Origin of the sequence: Actinomadura formosensis, assembly GCF_050948385.1 — a bacterium.
Classification (GTDB): Bacteria; Actinomycetota; Actinomycetes; order Streptosporangiales; family Streptosporangiaceae; genus Spirillospora; species Spirillospora formosensis.
The window spans coordinates 5,508,540-5,526,509 of sequence record NZ_CP192011.1; the positions used below are offsets into that span (position 1 = coordinate 5,508,540).

Annotated in this window: 19 protein-coding genes and 2 tRNA genes; 13 read left to right on the forward strand and 8 right to left on the reverse strand. The window is 71.5% G+C overall.

The genetic code is table 11. The annotated features are described in order from the left end of the window. The first annotated feature begins 32 nt into the window (after positions 1–32). A complete protein-coding gene (locus ACQP1N_RS25835; RefSeq protein WP_433227191.1) occupies positions 33–1,547 on the forward strand; it encodes an RNA polymerase sigma factor in 1,515 nt (504 codons plus the stop codon). Positions 1,548–1,762: 215 nt separating this feature from the next. Beyond that, positions 1,763–3,238 carry an RNA polymerase sigma factor gene (locus tag ACQP1N_RS25840; protein WP_433227193.1) on the forward strand — a complete coding sequence of 492 codons (1,476 nt, stop codon included), beginning with the start codon at positions 1,763–1,765 and terminating at the stop codon, positions 3,236–3,238. A gap of 7 nt (positions 3,239–3,245) precedes the next feature. Here ACQP1N_RS25840 and ACQP1N_RS25845 read toward each other — a convergent pair whose 3' ends face one another. After that, positions 3,246–4,331, reverse strand: a complete 1,086-nt coding sequence (locus tag ACQP1N_RS25845) for a phosphotransferase family protein (protein ID WP_433227195.1) — start codon at positions 4,329–4,331, stop codon at positions 3,246–3,248. Between the two features lie 438 nt (positions 4,332–4,769). Between ACQP1N_RS25845 and ACQP1N_RS25850 the strand changes: the two genes are divergently transcribed. Next, positions 4,770–5,450 (forward strand): hypothetical protein, encoded by a 681-nt coding sequence (locus ACQP1N_RS25850; RefSeq protein ID WP_433227197.1) that lies wholly within the window; start codon positions 4,770–4,772, stop codon positions 5,448–5,450. Positions 5,451–5,455: 5 nt separating this feature from the next. Here ACQP1N_RS25850 and ACQP1N_RS25855 read toward each other — a convergent pair whose 3' ends face one another. Next, positions 5,456–6,775 carry a PLP-dependent aminotransferase family protein gene (locus ACQP1N_RS25855; RefSeq protein WP_433227199.1) on the reverse strand — a complete coding sequence of 440 codons (1,320 nt, stop codon included), beginning with the start codon at positions 6,773–6,775 and terminating at the stop codon, positions 5,456–5,458. Between the two features lie 117 nt (positions 6,776–6,892). Here ACQP1N_RS25855 and ACQP1N_RS25860 point away from each other — a divergent pair, with 117 nt between their 5' ends. The 5 genes from ACQP1N_RS25860 (at position 6,893) to ACQP1N_RS25880 (ending at position 9,166) form a co-directional block, all read left to right on the forward strand. Next, positions 6,893–7,543, forward strand: a complete 651-nt coding sequence (locus tag ACQP1N_RS25860) for a pyridoxamine 5'-phosphate oxidase family protein (protein WP_067793661.1) — start codon at positions 6,893–6,895, stop codon at positions 7,541–7,543. A gap of 52 nt (positions 7,544–7,595) precedes the next feature. Then, entirely contained in the window at positions 7,596–8,192 is a 597-nt protein-coding gene (gene orn, locus ACQP1N_RS25865) for an oligoribonuclease (RefSeq protein WP_067793662.1), read from the forward strand. Positions 8,193–8,246: 54 nt separating this feature from the next. Continuing rightward, positions 8,247–8,322: transfer RNA gene (locus ACQP1N_RS25870), tRNA-His, on the forward strand. A 121-nt stretch (positions 8,323–8,443) separates the two neighbouring features. Further along, positions 8,444–9,010 carry a response regulator transcription factor gene (locus tag ACQP1N_RS25875; RefSeq protein ID WP_067793663.1) on the forward strand — a complete coding sequence of 189 codons (567 nt, stop codon included), beginning with the start codon at positions 8,444–8,446 and terminating at the stop codon, positions 9,008–9,010. An 83-nt stretch (positions 9,011–9,093) separates the two neighbouring features. Beyond that, positions 9,094–9,166, forward strand: a tRNA-Lys gene (locus tag ACQP1N_RS25880). 97 nt (positions 9,167–9,263) lie between these two features. Here the strand turns inward: ACQP1N_RS25880 and ACQP1N_RS25885 are convergent. Beyond that, positions 9,264–9,653: a methyltransferase gene (locus ACQP1N_RS25885; protein WP_067793664.1), complete on the reverse strand. Its 390-nt coding sequence runs from the start codon at positions 9,651–9,653 to the stop codon at positions 9,264–9,266. 27 nt (positions 9,654–9,680) lie between these two features. Between ACQP1N_RS25885 and ACQP1N_RS25890 the strand changes: the two genes are divergently transcribed. From ACQP1N_RS25890 to ACQP1N_RS25905, 4 genes are all read left to right on the forward strand, one after another. Continuing rightward, a complete protein-coding gene (locus ACQP1N_RS25890; RefSeq protein WP_433227203.1) occupies positions 9,681–9,965 on the forward strand; it encodes a hypothetical protein in 285 nt (94 codons plus the stop codon). An 11-nt stretch (positions 9,966–9,976) separates the two neighbouring features. Continuing rightward, a complete protein-coding gene (locus tag ACQP1N_RS25895; protein ID WP_433227205.1) occupies positions 9,977–10,456 on the forward strand; it encodes a hypothetical protein in 480 nt (159 codons plus the stop codon). A gap of 198 nt (positions 10,457–10,654) precedes the next feature. Then, positions 10,655–11,275, forward strand: coding sequence for a hypothetical protein (locus ACQP1N_RS25900; RefSeq protein ID WP_433227207.1), 621 nt, complete (start codon positions 10,655–10,657; stop codon positions 11,273–11,275). Positions 11,276–11,746: 471 nt separating this feature from the next. Then, on the forward strand, positions 11,747–12,307 hold the full coding sequence (locus tag ACQP1N_RS25905; RefSeq protein ID WP_067793667.1) for a sigma-70 family RNA polymerase sigma factor: 561 nt from the start codon (positions 11,747–11,749) through the stop codon (positions 12,305–12,307). A 55-nt stretch (positions 12,308–12,362) separates the two neighbouring features. Here the strand turns inward: ACQP1N_RS25905 and ACQP1N_RS25910 are convergent, their stop codons facing one another. The 4 genes from ACQP1N_RS25910 to ACQP1N_RS25925 all read right to left on the reverse strand — a co-directional run bounded on the left by ACQP1N_RS25910 (position 12,363) and on the right by ACQP1N_RS25925 (position 15,935). Continuing rightward, the gene (locus ACQP1N_RS25910; RefSeq protein WP_067793668.1) at positions 12,363–13,142 is read right to left on the reverse strand and encodes an ABC transporter ATP-binding protein; all 780 of its coding nucleotides are present in this window, start codon (positions 13,140–13,142) and stop codon (positions 12,363–12,365) included. Then, on the reverse strand, positions 13,142–14,203 hold the full coding sequence (locus ACQP1N_RS25915) for a FecCD family ABC transporter permease (RefSeq protein WP_433227210.1): 1,062 nt from the start codon (positions 14,201–14,203) through the stop codon (positions 13,142–13,144). The genes ACQP1N_RS25910 and ACQP1N_RS25915 overlap by 1 nt, the downstream gene beginning before the upstream one ends. Further along, positions 14,196–15,269: an ABC transporter substrate-binding protein gene (locus ACQP1N_RS25920; protein WP_433227212.1), complete on the reverse strand. Its 1,074-nt coding sequence runs from the start codon at positions 15,267–15,269 to the stop codon at positions 14,196–14,198. The genes ACQP1N_RS25915 and ACQP1N_RS25920 overlap by 8 nt, the downstream gene beginning before the upstream one ends. A 78-nt stretch (positions 15,270–15,347) precedes the next feature. Then, positions 15,348–15,935: a hypothetical protein gene (locus tag ACQP1N_RS25925; RefSeq protein ID WP_067793670.1), complete on the reverse strand. Its 588-nt coding sequence runs from the start codon at positions 15,933–15,935 to the stop codon at positions 15,348–15,350. Between the two features lie 369 nt (positions 15,936–16,304). Between ACQP1N_RS25925 and ACQP1N_RS25930 the strand changes: the two genes are divergently transcribed. Then, on the forward strand, positions 16,305–17,180 hold the full coding sequence (locus ACQP1N_RS25930) for a hypothetical protein (protein WP_067793671.1): 876 nt from the start codon (positions 16,305–16,307) through the stop codon (positions 17,178–17,180). Between the two features lie 79 nt (positions 17,181–17,259). Here the strand turns inward: ACQP1N_RS25930 and ACQP1N_RS25935 are convergent, their stop codons facing one another. Next, positions 17,260–17,724, reverse strand: coding sequence for a transposase family protein (locus ACQP1N_RS25935; protein WP_433227215.1), 465 nt, complete (start codon positions 17,722–17,724; stop codon positions 17,260–17,262). Positions 17,725–17,970: the final 246 nt, after the last annotated feature.

A 17,970-nucleotide genomic window follows, 5' to 3' on the forward strand; every position in this document is an offset into this window, starting at 1 on the left:
CGGAATCCGAACACAGCCCGCGGGAGGACCTTGTGTCCGGTTGGCCCACTCTCGATCGCGCGGACGACGAACGCCTGGCACGGTCGCTGGCCGCAGGCGATCCCAGCGCGCTCATCCAGGTCATGGACCGCTACGCGGCGCGCCTGTACGACTACTGTCACGCGCTGCTGCGCGACCAGGAACAGGCGGCCGGCGCGCTGCACGACGCGCTCATCGCCGCCTACGCGCACGTGCCCGTCCTGCGCGAACCCGAGCGTTTCCGCGGTTGGGTGTATGCGCTCGTCCGTAACGAGTGCATGCGGCGGCTGCGCGACCCGGACCGTCCCCCGACGCGGCACGAGGCGCCCGAGGTCGAGGACGGCTTCCTGGACGAGGCCGAACGCGCCCGGCGGGAGGACGCCCGCCGGCTCGTGCACGGCGCCCTGTCGGGGCTGCGCGGCCGCGAGCGCGAGTCGCTCGACCTCATGCTGCGGCACGGCCTGGACGTCCTCGAAATCGGCGGCGTCCTCGGCCTCGGCGCGCAGGAGGCCGCGGATCTGACCGAGGCGGCCCACGCCCGCCTCGACGACGCGCTCGCCGCCGCCTACATCGCCCGCGCGGGGCAGGACTCCTGCCCCGCCGTCACCGCGATCGCCGGCGGCGGGGAGTGGCCGCTGCCGCCGCAGGTCGTGCGCGACCTCGTCCAGCACATCGAGTCCTGCCCGGCATGCGGGGCGCTGCGCGACCGGTCGGTGTCGGCGGCACGGCTGCTGCAGGTGCTGCCGGTCGCGATGATGCCGACCGACCTGCGCGGGCACGTCATGGCCACCGCCACCGATGCCGCGCTGGCCGCGGACATGGCCCACATCGCGAACCGTGCCGGACCTCTGGACGAGTGGGGCTGGCCCTACACCGCCGACCGGACACCCGCCCGGGAGCCTTCCGAACGGCGCACTCCGCGCGCGCTCTGGCCGGCGCTGGCCGCCGCCGCCGCGGTCATCGTGGTCGTGGCGGGGGCCTTTTATGTGATGTCGGGCTCGCCCAGTAGAGGGGCGAGCGCGCAGGGGCCGACCGACAGGACGTCGGCGACGGTGCTCGACCCGTCCTCGCCGCCCGAGTCCGAGGAACCGTCGGATACGCCGACGCCCACGAAGAGCGCCACCCCCACGCCCACACCCACGACGACCTCCCCGACCCCGACGCCGACGGTGTCGCGCACACCGTCGTCCCGCCCGCCCGAGCCGCGCCCGACCACGAAGAGGCCAGCGGCCGGGCATCTCAAGGTGGGCTCCTGCACGATCGAGGGAGCAGGCCAAGGCTCATGCAGAATGTGGGTACGGGCCGTAGACGGGACGGTGACCTGGGCGGTCACGGGCGCGTCTGCCGGGCTCCAAGCCTCCGGCGGCGGGACCCTCCGCAGTGGTCAGGCGAGCTACGTCCAGGTGACCGGGGACTGCGCTCCCCCCGGCGGCAGCGGGACGGTCTTCTTCTCCACCGGCGATCGCGGCAGCGTGACGCTGTCGTGCCCGTCGGACGGGGGAGGACCGGGCAACGGCAACAACTGGTGATCAAGTGTGGCCTAGATCACTTTTGAGCGGGCGAGTGCCGTCCGACTAGGAGAGACAGACACGCCGCGTACCGGATCCATCACGGAAACCCGCCCATCAGGGAGAAATTCCAGAAACTTGGTGGCAAGATCAGGCAACCAGAGTCGGCCGACAGGCGTCGGGGCTCACCAGGGGCATGATCGACAACACCACCGAATTCGACTGGGAGGGTTCCCGTGGCCGGTGAGCCAGGGGCCGGGCGGAACGACGACCTCAGGCTGGCGGAGACGCTGCGAGCCGGGGACGTCATCGCTCTGAGCGAGGTCTACGACACCTACGCGCCGTTCCTCTACGACTACTGTCACGGCCTGCTCCGCGACCGGGTCGAGGCGACCGGCGCGCTGCGCAACGTCATCATCGCCGCCCGCGAGCACGTGGAACGGCTCACCGAGCCGGACCGGCTGCGCGGCTGGCTGTACGCGATCGCGCGCAAGGAGTGCATGCGGCGCCGCGACAGCCCGAACCGGCACACCGGCCAGGAGGCGCCGGAGGCCGACGACGACCTGACGCCCGAGCAGCTGGCCCGCCGCGAGGAGCGCCGGCTGCTCGCCTACAGCGCGGTCGCCGCGCTGAACGGCCGGCAGCGCGAGGCGATCGACCTGTCCGCCCGGCATGAGCTGGACGAGGTCGACCTGTGCGGCGTCTTCGGGATCCCGCTGGAGGAGACGCTCGCGCTCGTCGAGAAGGCCCGCGCGGACCTCGCCACCGCGCTGCGCGCCGCCATCATCGCGCAGAACCACTGGAAGGACTGCCCCACCGTCGCGTCGCTGGCCGAGTCGTGGCCGCTGTCTCCGCAGACGGCCGCGTCGCTCGTCCGGCATGTGGCGAGTTGCCCGGTGTGCGAGCGGCAGGAGACGCCGCCGCTGCCGCCGGACCGGCTGCTGACCGTGCTGCCGATCGCGGCGATCCCCACCGACCTGCGGCTGGACGTGCTGACCGCCGCGACCGCCGAGGACCGCGCCGGCAACCGCCGCGCGATCGCCGCGTGGATCGAGCCGTTCGACGAGTACGGCTGGCCGCTCCCCTACGAGCCGACCGCCCCGCGCGCCCGCGACCGGGCGCCCCGGCGGCGCGCGCCGCTGCTCGCGGCCGCCGCCGTGGGCGTCGGGCTCCTGGTGCTGTTCGGCGGCGCGATGTCCTGGCTGAACAGCGGCAACAACGGGTCGAACGCCGCGGCGACCGGTCCGCGGACACCCGGGGACAGCGGCTCGCCCGAGGACTCGCGCGTGCCCGAGGAGACACCGACCGACCCGTCCCCCACGGTCACGTCCCCGTCCCCGACCGAGTCGAAGACGCCGTCGAAGTCCCCGTCGCCGTCGAAGTCCCCGTCCAAGACGCCGTCGACCAGCCCCCCGGCCTCACCGACGACGCGGGCGCCGAAGCCCTCGAAGCCGGGCACCCTGCGGGTGACGGGGTGCGACATGGACGACGAGGACTCCTGCACGGTCAGGTTCACCGCGGTCGGAGGCCCGGTGAACTGGCGGGTGACCGGCACGTCCGGGCCCGTCCGGGCGGGAGGCGCCGGTCATCTCGACGCCGGGGAGACGGGCGGCGTGTCAGTGTCGCGTTCGTCCGGCTTCTGCCTCGGCCGCCAGAGCGGTTCCGTGACGGTCTCGCCCGGCGGATCCGTGACGGTGTCCTACAGGTGCTGACGGGCCGCTAGGAGAAGGCGCCCGCGTCCAGGGTCCGGTGGGCACGGTCCAGCAGGAGGGGAACGGCGCCGCCGATCTGGTCGAACCCCTCGCCGACCGTCGCGTTCTGCAGGAAGCGGGCGTGGATGCCCTCCAGGATGACCGCGAGCTTGAAACACGCGAACGCGACATAGAAGTCGAGGCCGGCGAGGTCGAAGCCGCTCAGCGCCGCGTACCGGTCGGCGAACTCGCGGCGGGTGAAGAAGCCCGGCGCCGAGGTGATCGTCGCGCCGACCGGCAGTTCCTCGGCGTCGGTGGCCTCGGCCCAGTAGACGAGCGTCAGCCCGAGATCGGACAGCGGGTCGCCCAGGGTCGACATCTCCCAGTCGACGACGGCCGCGATCTCGGGACGCGGCTCCAGCCGGGCGAGCGCGTTGTCGAGCCGGAAGTCGCCGTGGACGAGCCGGGCCGGGGAGTCCGCCGGCAGCCGTTCGGCGAGCCGCGTGCCGAGCCGGTCGTACTCGGGCAGCTCACGGGTGGCCCCGGTGGCGCGGATCGCCTCCTGTGAGCCGTTCCACTGCTTGCCCCAGCGCTTGAGCTGACGCTCCATGTAGCCGCTCGGGCGGCCGAAGTCGGCCAGCCCGACGGCCTTCACATCGACGGTGTGGATCGCCGCGAGGGCCTCCGCAAGCGCGTCGCCGAGGCCGCGTGCCCGCTCGGGCGTGATGTCCGCGGCGTCCTCGCGGGTGCGCAGGACGCGGCCCTCGACGAAGTCCATGAGGTAGAAGCGGGCGCCGATGACGTCCTCGTCGTCGCAGAACGCCAGCGTCGCCGGCACCGGCACGGCCGTCCCGCCGCCGAGCGCGGACAGCACCCGGTACTCGCGCCCCATGTCGTGCGCCGTCGGGAGGACGTGCCCGAGCGGCGGCCTGCGGAGCACGATGCGGCGGCCGCCGTCCAGGGTGATCCCGTACGTCAGGTTCGAACGTCCGCCCGCGATCAGGTCGACCGCGGTGATCCGTCCCGTACCGGGCAGTTCCCGGGCCAGCCAGGCCGCGAGGCGGGGGACGTCGATACCGGGGACCCCGGCCGGGAGTTCTGCGTCAGCGGTCATGACGTCCTATTAGAACGCCGCTCGGTCCGGCTGTGAACCCCGCACGTGCACCTGCGGTCCCGGCCGGTGCGCACGCTCCCCCCGGCCACTTCCGGCCGACTTTCAGGAAGGCTTCACCCTGTCTCCAGGGACGCGATTGACCTGCGTGAACATCGCGACGTCCGGACCTGGGCGCCCGATTCGCCGAAACTTCCAGAGGAAAAAGGTGACACAAGGTGGAATCCTCGTACACCACGGGTATGCGTCTGCGGCGACACCTTCCGCAGGGCGGGGCTCAACCTGTCCGGTGTCGGCAGCCGTCATCCCGGCCCGTGAGACGGCAGGCTGGACTTATGAGTCTCGCTGGGCTAAGAGAATAGGACTAGACCATTCGGGACTAGATCGCCCGATTTGGGGGGACACACCGTGGCAGACGCATGGCTGCCGGGAGCCGGCCGCATGCCGGCGCGACAGGACGGCGGAGCGTTGCAAGGAGGTGCTCCCCGCGCCGTCTGGTGTACCGGAGAACACGATCCGCGTACCGTCTCCGCACGCTCCGTCGCCGCCGACCTCGTCAAGGAGGACCGGCCGGCGCACCTGGTGTGGCATCCCGGCACCGGCGAGATCGTCCAGCTCGTCCCGATCACCCGCGCGGCCCGGCTGCTCGGCCGCGTCGGCCGGGAGGGCCGCGTCTGCGCGCAGATCATGGTGATCGGCCAGGCCCGGACGCCGTTCACCGGCTCCCTGCTCAGCGGCGTCGACGCGATCGTCCAGTGGCTGGACGCGTGGGACGTCGCACGCCGCTGGCCCGCCGGCCCCCCGCTGCCGTCGCCGCAGTCCTACCACGCGCTCCGCGTACGCAGGGACTGGGCGCGCGGCGGGCACTACGGTGTCTCCCAGGTGCCGACGCTCGACCGCCCCGACCCGGGCGGCATCGACATCCGGCGCATCACCGGGCCCGACACCCCCGTCGCCCCCATCCCGAAGCCGCGCGCGCCGAACGCTCCCGGCGGGGCCCGGCTGCTGCCGCCGCGCCCGCGCACGCCCGACGACGTCCGGTCGCCACACGACCCGACGCCCGTGCCGTTGCGGCCCGCCTCCGAGCCCGTGACGGTCGGCCAGTCCGCCATGTCGCGCTGAGCGCGTCAGGCGCCGAGGCTCCGCACGATCTCGCAGCCCCTGCGCAGCTGGGCGGGGGTCGCGGCCGAGCCGTAGCCGATCACCAGGCCGGACGCACGGTTCTGCCCCATATGGTGGCGTTCCAGGGTCTCCACGAGCACGCCCCGTTCGGCGGCCTCCGCCGAGATCCGCCGGGCGTCGGACGCCGGGACCTCGACCACGAGATGGAGGCCGGCCGTCTCGCCGCGCAGCGCGAGCCCGTCCAGCGCCCGCACCACCACGGCGCGGCGGCGGGCGTACTCGGCGCGCATCCGGCGGACATACCGGTCGAGATCGCCTCGTTCCAGGAGGAGCCGCAGCGCGTCCTGCGGGACGGCGGCCGTGCGGTCGTTCAGCTCCTCCCGGCGCAGCGCGACCTCGCCGACCAGGCCGGGCCGGCCCACCAGCCAGCCGACGCCCATGTCCATGGTGAGGATCTTCGCCGTCGTGCCGAGATAAACGACGACCTCCGGGTCGAGGCCGTACAGGGCAGGCAGCGGGGCGACATCGAACCGGAACTCGCCGTCGTAGTCGTCCTCGGCGATGAGCGTCCCGGTGCGCCTCGCCCACGCCAGCAGGGCCTGCCGGCGCGGAACGGGCAGGACGCCGCCCATCGGGTACTGGTGCGACGGCGTCGCGTAGACGATGCGGAGATCGTCGGGAAGACCGTCGACGATGAGGCCGTGCTCGTCGACAGGGCACGGCACAAGCTCCGCACCACGTCCCTTCAGAACGGCGCGTGCCCTTCCGTAGCCGGGTTCCTCCACCCCTACGCGGTCACCTGGGCGAAGCACGGTCGCGGCCAGCAGATCAAGCCCGTTCGTCGCCCCGCGCGTGATGAGGAGGCCGTCCGCAGGGCAACTCACGCCGCGGCTACGTCTGATGTAGTCGGCGAGCGCCTCTCTCAGGCCCGGGAGACCATGAGGATCTTGGCGCTGCTGAGGAGGCATTCCCGCCGCCAGCCGCCAGGCCCTCCGCCACGCGGGCGTGTCCAAGGCCCCGATCCAGGCGAGCCCCGGCCTCAGATCGATCTCATGTGGGGCCGCCGCCCTTCGCGCCGGTCTCGTCTTCGTCTTCTGCGGTCTCGGCGTAGGTGCAGCGGCCACACCTTCGGTTACGTACGTGCCGGACCCGTGCCGTCCTTCCAGCCAGCCCTCCGCATAGAGCTGCTCGTAAGCCTCCGTCACCACCGTCCGGCTGACGCCCAGCAGACCCGCCAGCGCCCTGCTGGACGGAAGCCGTTCGCCCGCGGCGAGTCGCCCCTCCCCCATCGCCTCCCGCAACTGGCCCACGAGCTGGGCGCTCATCGGCTCCTTGGCATCACGGTCAACGACGAGAGGAAGCTCGATCGGCAAAGTGGTCTCCGGCTATACGCGCCAAGTGGCCATACCGACCAGGCCACTTTCCTCCTAGCGTAAACGGACATGACCCCACTCTCTTCGACCACCCGCACGCGCCTGGGCCGGCACGCCGAACGCTCCAGCACCGACCGTTCCGTCCTGTACGAGATCCTCGACGCCGGCATGATCTGCCACCTCGGCCTCATCCTGGACGGCACACCACGCGTCATACCCACCGGCTACGGCCGCTTGGACGACACCCTCTACATCCACGGCTCGACCGGTGCGAGCAGCCTCCTGGCAGGGCCGTCCCAAGAGGTCTGCGTGACCGTGACCCACCTGGACGGGATCGTCCTAGCCCGCTCCGTGTACCACCACTCCATCAACTACCGCAGTGCGGTCATCTACGGGACGCCCCAGGCAGTGACCGACCCCGACGCGAAGCTGACCGGACTCCGCGTCATCACCGAGCAACTGGCCCCCGGCCAGTGGGACGTGGCCCGTGAACCCACCCGCAAGGAACTCGCCGCAGTGGCCGTACTGGCGATCCCCCTGTCCGAGGCGTCCGTCAAGATCCGCCAGGGTCCGCCCAGCGACGAGGACTCCGACTACGCCCTGGACGTCTGGGCAGGCGTCCTCCCCGTCCAGCAGACGTTCGGCCCCCCGTCCCCCGACCCGCTGCTGCGCCCCGGCATCCCCGTCCCGGGACATATCGCCCATCGCGTGACCTCCTAAATCGAACGGACTCCATGCCCCGCACAGTCGTTCATGGTCGTAGGGTGAAGCCATGAACGAGCGGCTGGTCTGGATCGACTGCGAGATGACAGGACTCGACCTGCGCAACGACGCGCTCATCGAGATAGCCGCACTGGTCACCGACAGCGAGCTCAACATCCTCGACGAGGGCGTCGACGTCATCATCAAACCGCCGCCCGAGACGGTGACCCAGATGTCCAAGGTCGTCCGGGACATGCACACCACGTCCGGCCTCCTGGAGGCCCTGCCCGGCGGCATCACCCTCGCCGAGGCCGAGGACATCGTCCTGACCTACGTCCGGAGCCACGTGAAGGACGCCAAGAAGGCGCCCCTCTGCGGCAACTCCATCGCCACCGACCGGTCGTTCCTCGCCCGCGACATGCCCGCACTCGACGACCACCTCCACTACCGCATGGTGGACGTCTCGTCCATCAAAGAGCTGGCCCGCCGCTGGTACCCGCGCGTCTACTTCGCCAGCCCGGAGAAGAAGGGCGGCCACCGCGCCCTCGCCGACATCACCGAGAGCATCCAGGAACTGCGCTACTACCGCGCCGCCGTCTTCGTGGCGCAGCCCGGACCCGACTCCGACACGGCCCGCGCCATCGCCGCCAAAGTGTCCTCCGGCTGACCCACCCGCTCGGAGCCGCTACACTACTGGGAGCCGGGAGCGATTCCGGCCGTGGTGGGTGTAGCTCAGCTGGCAGAGCACTTGGTTGTGGTCCAAGATGTCGGGGGTTCAAGTCCCCTCACTCACCCCAGTGCAAGGCCCCGGTCACTCGGCCGGGGCCTTCGTCATGTGCGGCGCGGTCCATCGACTCTCGGAGATCGGCCGGTTATGCTCCGTTCCTATAAATGTCAACGACACGCCAAGGGCAACGGATGAGTGTCGACGAGAGGGCCCCGCTGCGCGTCCTCGTGGTGGACGATGATCCCCGCGTCCGCGCGGACGTGATCTCCCTGCTGGACGCCAGCGACGAACTCCAGGTCGTCGCCGACACCCCCGACCCCGCGGCCGCCGTCACGCTGGCCGAGCGCCTGCGCCCCGACATCGTCCTGCTGGACGCCGCCTCCGCCGGCCACACGCGCCCCCTCAGCGGCACGTCCCGCGTCTTCCTCCTCTCCGACGACCCGGCCGCCGCCGAGACCGCCCTGCGCGCCGGCGCCTGCGGCCACCTCGCCCCGGGCTCCTTCACCGTCCCCGAACTCATCCGCCGCGTCCGCGACGCGTCCCGCACCACGCTCGGCCTGTCCGCCCGCGAATCGGAGGTCATGGACCTCATCGCCACCGGCCGCTCCAACGGCGAGATCGCCCGCCAGCTCTTCCTCAGTGAGAAGACGGTGAAGAACCACGTCAACCGCATCTACGCCAAGCTCGGCGTCAGCTCCCGCGCCACCGCCATCGCCCTCTGGCGCGGCATGGTGAGTGTCCTCCCCGTCCGGGACTAACCGATTCGCACTGCTCCGCAGGTCCTGATACTGTTCTTCCTGTCGCAAGGGACCCCGGCCCCGGCCGGGTGCCCCACAGACAGGCGCCGTTAGCTCAATTGGCAGAGCAGCGGACTCTTAATCCGCGGGTTCGGGGTTCAAGTCCCTGACGGCGCACCCCACAACCAGCAGCGACGGTATCCTTCGGGGCCGTCGCTGTCGCCTTTCGGGCAACACGCCGCATCACTCCGCACCCGGCGTCATGCGGGGACGCTCACTGTGGGTCGTCGTGCGGGGCGCATTCGAGAAGACAGACACCGTCCGGGTTGCGGCTCGCGGAGAGCATGCGCATTCCGGCGGCGTGGATCACACTCTCGAACTGGTGCACGGTGCGCGCCCGCCCGCCGACGAGCAGCAGGATGCGCAGGTCCTCGTCGGCCGCGGCGGCCCCGTCGGGGGCTCGCTGCTCGGCGATGACGACACGGCCGGCCGGCCCCGCCGCCTCGGCACAGCGGCGCAGGATCGCGGTGGCGTCGTCGTCGCTCCAGCCGATGAGGACGCCGCTGAGCATGTAGACGTCGCCTCCCGGCGGGAGCGGGTCGAAGAAACTCCCCGGAACCACCTCCGCACGATCCTCGACACCGGCGCCGGCCAGGGCCTGCACGCCGCCGGATTCGGCGGGGACCCGCGGTTGCGGCCGACCATCGACTGGATCAAGTCATCGCAGCGCCGGGAGCCGCTCTTCGCGACGGGCTGCCCCGCGGGCGGCTGGGGCTGGGCGATGCCCTCGTCCTGGCCGGACGTCGACGACACCTCGCTGGCCGTGGCCACACTGGCCCGGTTCGGCGTCCCCGCGGACGATCCGCATCTCCGCGACGGCGTGTCCTGGCTGCACGCGATGCGGAACGGCAACGGCTCCTGGGGCTGCTTCATCCGCAACGGCCGGACCATGTTCGACGCACCCGCTCGGCGCTGACGGCGCACGCCATGCTGGCCCTGGACGCCGTCGGCGGGCGGGAGCACCGGCTGGACCGGGCGGTGCGCTGGCTGGGGCGGCGGCAACGGCCGGACGGCTCGCTGTCCTGCGTCTGGTTCCGTGACACGGTGGCGGGCACGGCTCACGTGCTGGAAGCCCTTGGGGAAATGGGGCTGAACGACCATCCGGTCGCCCTGGGCTGCGCCCGCTGGCTGCTCGATCACCAGTCGCCCGACGGCGGATGGGGCAACGGGCACGGGGCCGCGTCGTCGGCGGAGGAGACGGCCTGGGCACTGCTCGGACTGGTCTCGGCGGGGATCACCGGCGAACCGGCCGCGGCGGCCGCACGCTGGCTGGCCGGTCACCAGCGTGAGGACGGGCTGTGGAACGGCGGCCAGGTCGGCTACTACTACAACGGGCTGACGTACTGGTGCGACGCCATGGCCAACGGCTACGCCCTGCGGGCCTTGGCCGCCTACCAGACCCGATAGCCGATACGAGGCACCGCCAGGGGGCGGACGGGGCGGGCGGATCCGAGCGGGACCGGATGGGACGCGACCCGAGCGCGCTGGAGCGGCCTGGGCTCACCGAATAGACTCGCTGCGTCGACATCGCATGGACGAAGACATCGATCAGCCGCAGTGCAGGAGTGACGCCGCTGATCGGGCCTGTGGAAGGATCCACACGTCATGGAGCTGTGGTCGGTGGTGCGCCCGGTCCGCGCGGCGATGTTCGCCACGACCTGCACCGGGCTCGCAGCCGGCGGCCACCTGGCCGCGGGCGGGACGGTGGAACCGCTCATTCTGGTCGCCTGTTTCGTCATGATGTTCGTCCCGGCGCTGGCGCTGACCCACCGTGAGCACTCGATCGTCACGATTCTGCCCGCCGTCGCTTCTTGCCAGGTGGTCCTGCACCTTGTGCTGTCCCGATGCTGCGTCATGCATGGGATGAGCACAGCCCCGGACACCGTGGCAGCGCATGGCGCTCTCCCGGGTGAGATGGCCGCGCACGGCATGCCCGCCGAAGCGGATGGTTCGCCGGGTTTCAGCATGTTGCTGATGCATGCGGTCGCGGTGCTGGTCACCTCATGGTGGCTCGAACGCGGTGAAGCGGCGCTGTGCGCCTTCGTCTCCTGCGTGGCCTCCTGGGCGCTGCGATCGCTGGTCTGGCTGCGGCCCGCCGCCGCGCACGGCCCCGCGCGGCCCAGGCCGGTCCTCTGGGCGCGCCACCCTCTTCCCGCCCAGGTGCTGCAGCACGTCATGGTGCGCCGGGGGCCTCCAGCGGTGACCGGCACCCTCGTCTCGGTCTGACCACGGCCCGATTCTCTTGGAGCGCGCACGCCGTGCCCGTGAAGGCACGGGTACCTGTACGGCGCTCGATCATGGCCGGTATCTCGATCTCTTCGATGGTCAGGGCGCTCCGATGCCCCGATGAGGATGCATCACGCCACCGGCCGGCCTCGCCACCCGGCCGTCCGCCGTGTCCCTTTTCCTGGAGCCGTTGATATTTCCCTTGCCTGCCCGCCGCCGTGGCGGCGCCCTCATGGGGCGGTCCTTCCGTGCCGATGAGATCGGGCGATACCCGCAGATCTGCAGCAGAGGGTCCAGGCGAGCCCGGGGTGCGGATGGAGCCGGGCGCGCAGGTGACGCCAGTGGCGGGCCGCACGCCACTTGCGCACCGGGCGGTCCCGCCGGTGATCCCCGCCGTTCCCGGCCGGTTCGCGGGGCCTCCTTCCCGGCCCCGGCATCCGGCCGTGCCGATCCCGCAAAGGAACGAACAGCATGAAGTCCGTCATCGACGACCAGCAGCTCACCCGGCTCGCCCTGGCCGCGCGCCAAGGGGCGCCCGCGGACGTGGAAGCGTTCACCCGAGCCGTCTACGCCCACGTACAGCGCTTCATCTCCTTTCTGGACGGCGCCCACCGGGCGGAGGACCTCACCCAGGAGACCTTCGTGCGCGTGCTGCGCAGCCTGCCCGCGTTCGCCGGGCGCTCCTCTGCCCGCACCTGGCTGCTGTCCATCGCCCGGCGGGTCGTCATCGACCAGCACCGGTCGGCCGCCCGCCGGCCGGCGATCACCGACCTCGACAACTGGCAGCGGACCGTAGAACTACGTCAGCCCGGAGTGCCTCCCGGCTGGGAGGAGGGCGTCGCGTTGACCGCCCTCCTGGCGGAGGTTCCGTGGGAACGGCGCGCTCCCTTCGTACTCACCCAGGTCTTGGGGCTGTCCTACGCCGAGACCGCCGACGCCCTGCAATGCCCGATCGGAACGGTCCGCTCCCGCGTGGCCCGAGCCCGCGCCCAGCTGGTCGGTACCATCCGCGCGGCCGAGCGGTCGGCCTGACCGCGGTCTCCCGGGCGCATCCCTGGTCAGGGTGACATGACGCCGGGACGCTCTCCTATGGCCTTGGTGACTCAAATGAGGCCACGGCGATGTGGGGCCGCCCGGTGATCGGGTGGTCACCGATGTGCGCGCGGACGCCGAAGACTTCGCCGACGAACTCGGGGGTGAGCACCTCCAGCGGCGCGCCCGCGGCCCTGACCCGTCCGGCCTGCAGCACGACCAGGTGGTCACAGTAGGCGACCGCGTGGTCCAGGTCGTGCAGCGCCGCCAGAAGGGTCAGACCGAGTGACCGGATCAGGTCGAGCAGCCCGAGCTGCGTCCGCACGTCCAGGTGGTTGGTCGGCTCGTCCAGCACCAGAAGCGGCGCTTCCTGGGCGAGCGCGCGGGCCACCAGGACACGCTGGCGTTCGCCGCCTGACAGCGTGGAGAAGAGCCGGTCGGCCGCCCAGAGCATGTCCACGCGTTTGAGGGATTCGTCGATGACGGCGCGGTCGGCGGCGTCATCGCGGTCGAACAGGCCCTTGTGCGGGGCGCGGCCCATCGCCACGACCTCGCCGACCGAGAACTCGGCGCCCAGGTCGCCGTGCTGGGTCAGGACGGCACGGTGCCGGGCGGCCTGCTTGGCGGGCATCCGCCACAGGTCCCGCCCGTCCAGGGACACCACCCCCGTGGACGGCCGCAGTGCCCTGTAGACGGTACGGAGCAGCGTCGACTTACCGCTCCCGTTGGGGCCGACGAGCCCGACGAACTGGCCGGGTTCGGCGGTCAGGTCCACGTCGGAGATGATGGGCTTGGCGTCGATCTTGGCCGTCAGGCCCGCGATGTCCAGCCGCATCAGGAGCCTCCCGTCGCACGCCGCCGCAGCAGCCACAGGAAGAACGGCACGCCGAGGGCGGTGGTGAAGATGCCCACCGGCAGCTCGTTCGGCCGGTCCACGGTGCGGGTGGCGATGTCCACGGCGACCAGGAACACCGCCCCGAGCAGCATCGCCACCGGCAGCACCCGCCGATGGTCGCCGCCGACGAGGAACCGCGTCGCGTGCGGCACCATCAGCCCGACGAACCCGATCCCGCCGACCACGCTCACCGCCGTCGCGGTGAGCAGCGATCCGACCACCAGCAGCGCGATCCGCAGTGCCCGCACCGAGGTGCCGAGCCCGGCCGCCGCGTCGTCGCCGGCCATCAGGGCGTTCATGTTCCGGCCCTGCAGCAGCAGGAACGCCGTGCAGACCGCGATGACGGCGGCCGGGACGCCCACGTCCGACCATGTGGCGCCTGCGATGCTGCCCATCAGCCAGAACATCAGCCCGTGCAGTTCGGTCGGACTCACCCGGAGCTGGATGTAGCTGGTGGCGGCCGAGGCCAGATAGCCGACGGCGACCCCGGCCAGGACCAGCCGCGAGTCCAGCAGCCGGCCGCCGCGCTGCGCGAGCACGTACACCAGCAGCACGCTCAGCACCGCCGTCAGGAACGCCGCGCCCGTCACGCCGAGGCCCCCCAAGGCGGTCGCTCCGAACGCCACGGTGAGCACGGCGCCAAGGGAGGCCCCCGAGGAGATGCCGAGGATGTACGGGTCGGCGAGCGGATTGCGCACCAGCGCCTGGAGGGTCACGCCCGCCACGCTCAGCCCGGCGCCGACCACCGCCGCCACCAGCACGCGCGGTGTACGGATGTCCCACACGACCTGCTCGCGCAGCGGGTCGCCGGAAGCGGAGCCGGTGAGCCGCGCGCCGACCACGTTCCAGACCGACCCGACCGGCAGGTTCACCGAACCGATCGAGATCGCCGCCATCGAGACCGCGATCAGGGCCACGACGAGGCCCGCGACGAGGAACCAGGTCATCGTGCCGGACACCATGTGCGGGCCGGGCCTTCGCAGGGTGTGACGGTCAGGCATCCGGCTGCACCACCCTGGCGAGCTTCTCGGCGGCGACGGCGTTCAGCGGCCCGAGGAAGACTCCCTCGGCCACCGTGGCGTAGGTCCGGGTCTTGGACGCCCGCCATTGCGGGTAGCCGGCGAACAGCCCGCGAGCCGCGGCCGCCGGGTCCTCGTTCGGCTGGAACACGCCCACCACCAGCACGTCCACCTGGGCGGCCGCGAGCTGCTCCTTGTTGATCGTGTTGACCGCGTCCGGGGATCGGCCCTCGAACGCGTTGACACCGCCGGCCGCGCGGACGACCTGGTCGGCGACCCGCCCGGTCCAGACCGCGGGCAGGCCGTTCGCGTTCATCGCGGACATGCCGGGATAGGCGATCAGCACCCTCTTCGGGGGCCGTCCCGCCGTGCGCGCCCGCACCGCGTCAAGGCGGCGCCGCAGATCGGTGGTGACCTGCGCGGCCCTGTGCTGGACGTCGAAGATCCGGCCGAGCAGCCGCAGGAACTCGAACGACGACTCGATCGACTTCTTCTCGTAGGCGCGCTTCTCCCCGGGCGTGGCCTCCGGTTTCCCATAGGCGCAGTTCACCGGGTTGACCAGCGTATTGATCCCGGCCGCGGCCAACTGCTCGCGCGTGGCCAGTCCCTTCCTGGCGTCGAACCCGCCCGACCAGTGCGAGACCACCAGGTCGGGCTTGGCGGCCAGCACCTGCTCGGCGGGCACCTCGAAGTTCCGGTTCGGTTTCAGGCCCCCGGTGGGGAGCGCCTTGATGGCCGACGCCATCGCGGGGTCGTCGGACACCCCGTACGACTGCGCGTTGGCGAGGATGTGCCGCTGCAGGCCGAGCATGATGAAGCTTTCGACCTCACCGACCGAGGTTCCGTTGAGGATGAGCACCCGCCGCGGGGGCCTGGTGAAGGCCACCTTCTGGCCGCAGTTGTCCAAGGTGAGCGGATACGACGTCTTGCCGGGCGTGGCGTCGGCTTCGACTCGTGCCGGCCCGGCGGCGGTGGTGCCGCACCCTGTGGCCGCCAGAGCGAAGACGGCGGCGCTGACCGTGGGCAGCATGAACTCGCGATCGAACATGGGAGACTTCCCTGTTTCCGGTGGTGGTCAAGGAGTGCGCGAAGGCACACCGGGCCCGCCCACCGGCTCACGGTGGGATCAGGCGGCGGCGTGCGGTCGCACCACCGGAGGCCCGCGGCGCCGTACGGCGCGGGCCAGCACGCTGCCCGACCGGGGCGTGACGGCGTCGGCCACCACGGGAGCCCACGGCGGCCGATGGGCCGAACCGGTCCGCAGGAGCGGCCAGCCGAACGCGATCGCGAAGATCGCGCCGAGCAGCCACCACAGGGCCCGCTCGGCACCCGCCAGGAGCACGGCCGCCGCGACCGCCGCCAACGCGTGGGCGAGCAGCATCGCCGGGCCGAGACTCGGCGCGGCCGCGGGCGCGGGGGCCGCGCCCATGTGGTGAGCCGTGCCGGAGGCCGTCATCGTGAAGGAGAGATGGAAGGCCGCCTGCGCCCAGCCGAGCACGATGAGGATCTTCCAGAACGAGAGCATCCGGTTCGCCAACGCGATGCTCAGGCCGCCCACGACGGCGCCTGTCAGTACCACGGCCCAGAGCGGTGGCAGGTGAGCGGGCGCCCCGCCCCCGCCCAGCGCGTGACCGGCGAGCGCGAGCGCCGTGCATGCGGCCGCGAGGAAACCGCCTCGCGCGCATTGCAGCATCACCGCATCCGGACCGATCACGAGGTAAGCCTAAATGGTGGTCACCGAAGACCCTCCGGCGATACCGGCCGTTGATCACGCCGCGACCGCGATCCAGCCTTCCGAATGACGAAATCGAAGATACCGTCGCACGCGCGCTTGTGATTCGTGCGTTTCCGCGGGAACAGGCGTCCGACCCGGGCCATACCAAGGTTGCCGAGATCTGTGTGAGTGCTGTGGGTATCATTCGTTCTCGTGTGAGCAGGGCCCGGGCAAGAGATAGCGAGAGCCCCGCACCAGGCGGTGCCGTCCCATATCTTCTGAGAAGACGAACCTATGAGTGAACGTATCCGCGTGTTCTCGGCGGCAAAGCCGAGCGCAGCGATTAAGGTCGGCGCTTTCGTACTGGTCTTGACGGCCGTCTTCACCTCGTCCTTCTGGACCGGCCGCACGGTCGGACCGATCGGCCGGGTCGCGGGCACCTACGACGGGGACCCGGCGCCGGCGGGTTCGGCACCCTCGATCCCCTCGGGTCTGCAGATCTCGGAAGACGGCTACACCCTCGCCCGGACGATGTCCGAGATCACCCCGGGCGAGCGGACCGATTTCCGGTTCGCGATGATCGGACCGGACGGCCGGCCGGTGTCCCGCTACAGCCCGGTGGACGGGGCGCGGCTCCACCTCCTCGTGCTGCGCCGGGACCTGACCGGCTTCCAGCACCTGTATCCGGCCTACGCCGGCGGAGGGCAGTGGTCCGCCAAGCTCACCCTGGCCGAGGCCGGGACCTACCGGTTCCTCGTCCACGCCAGGCCCGAGGCGGCCGCGCGGCCGCTGACCCTCGGGACCGACGTCTTCGCACCGGGAACCGCCCGGGCCCACCCGTTGCCGCGACCCGAACCGGTCGCTCGCGTGGCCGGCTACGAAGTCCGGTTGACCGGATCAATGGCCGCCGGACGGGCGCGGACGCTCACGTTCTCGATCTCCGAACACGGCCGCCCCGTCACCGGCCTGCAGCGCCATCGCGGAGGGCTGGCGGTGCTGCGCGCGGGCGACCTCGCCCTGTTGCGCACGCGGCGCGGACAGGCGCTCGGCGAGGACCGGGGCGGCACGGGCCCGGACCTCCGCTTTCGCATCGCGCCCCCCAGCCCCGGGGCTTATCGGGTCTACCTGGAGTTCCGGCACCGCGATGTGAACCGCACCGCGGAGTTCACCATCCCCGCGGAGCAGGCCGCCTCCAGCTCACCGGACGGCCCGCTCCCCGGGGAAGACGCCCCTCACGACCACTGATCGCGGCGGTGACGGGGTGACGACGCCGCGGCCAGTCTCGTAACACGGTGACCAGTCCCGGAACGCCGAGCCTCGCGTGTCATCTCTGGGGCAGCGGAACCCGCAGGACCAGCCGGGTGCCGACGTCCACGCGCACGCGGACCGCCCCAGGCGCGCTGTCCCGCCCCTCGCCGTCCGAGACGCCGCCGGTGACGAGCGCCAGCCCCCCGCTCGTGATCAACACTCTCTCGGTCTGCAGACGCCGCTGAGGGAGCGGCTGCAACGCCAGCAGCGGGCTCAGCCGGGCCAGGATCCGGGCCGCGGCCGAATGGGTCACGGCGAACAGCGAGGCAAGTCGCCGGACGGTCGCGTCCGTCCGGTAATAGCAGGCGACCAGCAGTACGCGGTCCGCCAGCGGCAGAGACCACTGCCGGCCCGGCAGGCCATCGGCGACCTCCTCGCCGGCGCCGTGTTCCAAGTCGGCCATGAGCTCGGAGAACTCATCGCCGGACAATCCGGTGAAGAGCTCGATCGCCTGAGGGTTCGCTGCGCTGACCAGATGCATATAAAGAGGGTCGGCCGCAGGTCACGCCTAGTTCCCGACCCGCGGGAATCCTGCCGAAGGACGTTCCCAGCAGGCACCCATCAGATTCCGGTCGGCATGCAATTCCTCGTTGCGAGACAAGCCGTTGAGGTGCCTTGACACCGTCTTACTGCTCCTGTTTTGATCACCTTCGTGGCATCTCATTGCCAATCAATACGATTCATCCAAGGCCAGTTTCGGGGGTGGGTTTGTGGCCAGTGCGGGGGC

Excerpts from the sequence above, each read along its gene's own strand:
- ACQP1N_RS25845 (WP_433227195.1), bottom strand. The coding sequence starts at position 4,331 with ATGACCGCTGACGCAGAACTCCCGGCCGGGGTCCCCGGTATCGACGTC.
- ACQP1N_RS25850 (WP_433227197.1), top strand. The coding sequence starts at position 4,770 with ATGCCGGCGCGACAGGACGGCGGAGCGTTGCAAGGAGGTGCTCCCCGC.
- ACQP1N_RS25855 (WP_433227199.1), bottom strand. The coding sequence starts at position 6,775 with ATGAGCGCCCAGCTCGTGGGCCAGTTGCGGGAGGCGATGGGGGAGGGG.
- ACQP1N_RS25860 (WP_067793661.1), top strand. The coding sequence starts at position 6,893 with ATGACCCCACTCTCTTCGACCACCCGCACGCGCCTGGGCCGGCACGCC.
- orn (WP_067793662.1), top strand. The coding sequence starts at position 7,596 with ATGAACGAGCGGCTGGTCTGGATCGACTGCGAGATGACAGGACTCGAC.
- ACQP1N_RS25875 (WP_067793663.1), top strand. The coding sequence starts at position 8,444 with ATGAGTGTCGACGAGAGGGCCCCGCTGCGCGTCCTCGTGGTGGACGAT.
- ACQP1N_RS25895 (WP_433227205.1), top strand. The coding sequence starts at position 9,977 with ATGCTGGCCCTGGACGCCGTCGGCGGGCGGGAGCACCGGCTGGACCGG.
- ACQP1N_RS25900 (WP_433227207.1), top strand. The coding sequence starts at position 10,655 with ATGGAGCTGTGGTCGGTGGTGCGCCCGGTCCGCGCGGCGATGTTCGCC.
- ACQP1N_RS25905 (WP_067793667.1), top strand. The coding sequence starts at position 11,747 with ATGAAGTCCGTCATCGACGACCAGCAGCTCACCCGGCTCGCCCTGGCC.
- ACQP1N_RS25910 (WP_067793668.1), bottom strand. The coding sequence starts at position 13,142 with ATGCGGCTGGACATCGCGGGCCTGACGGCCAAGATCGACGCCAAGCCC.
- ACQP1N_RS25915 (WP_433227210.1), bottom strand. The coding sequence starts at position 14,203 with ATGCCTGACCGTCACACCCTGCGAAGGCCCGGCCCGCACATGGTGTCC.
- ACQP1N_RS25920 (WP_433227212.1), bottom strand. The coding sequence starts at position 15,269 with ATGTTCGATCGCGAGTTCATGCTGCCCACGGTCAGCGCCGCCGTCTTC.
- ACQP1N_RS25935 (WP_433227215.1), bottom strand. The coding sequence starts at position 17,724 with ATGCATCTGGTCAGCGCAGCGAACCCTCAGGCGATCGAGCTCTTCACC.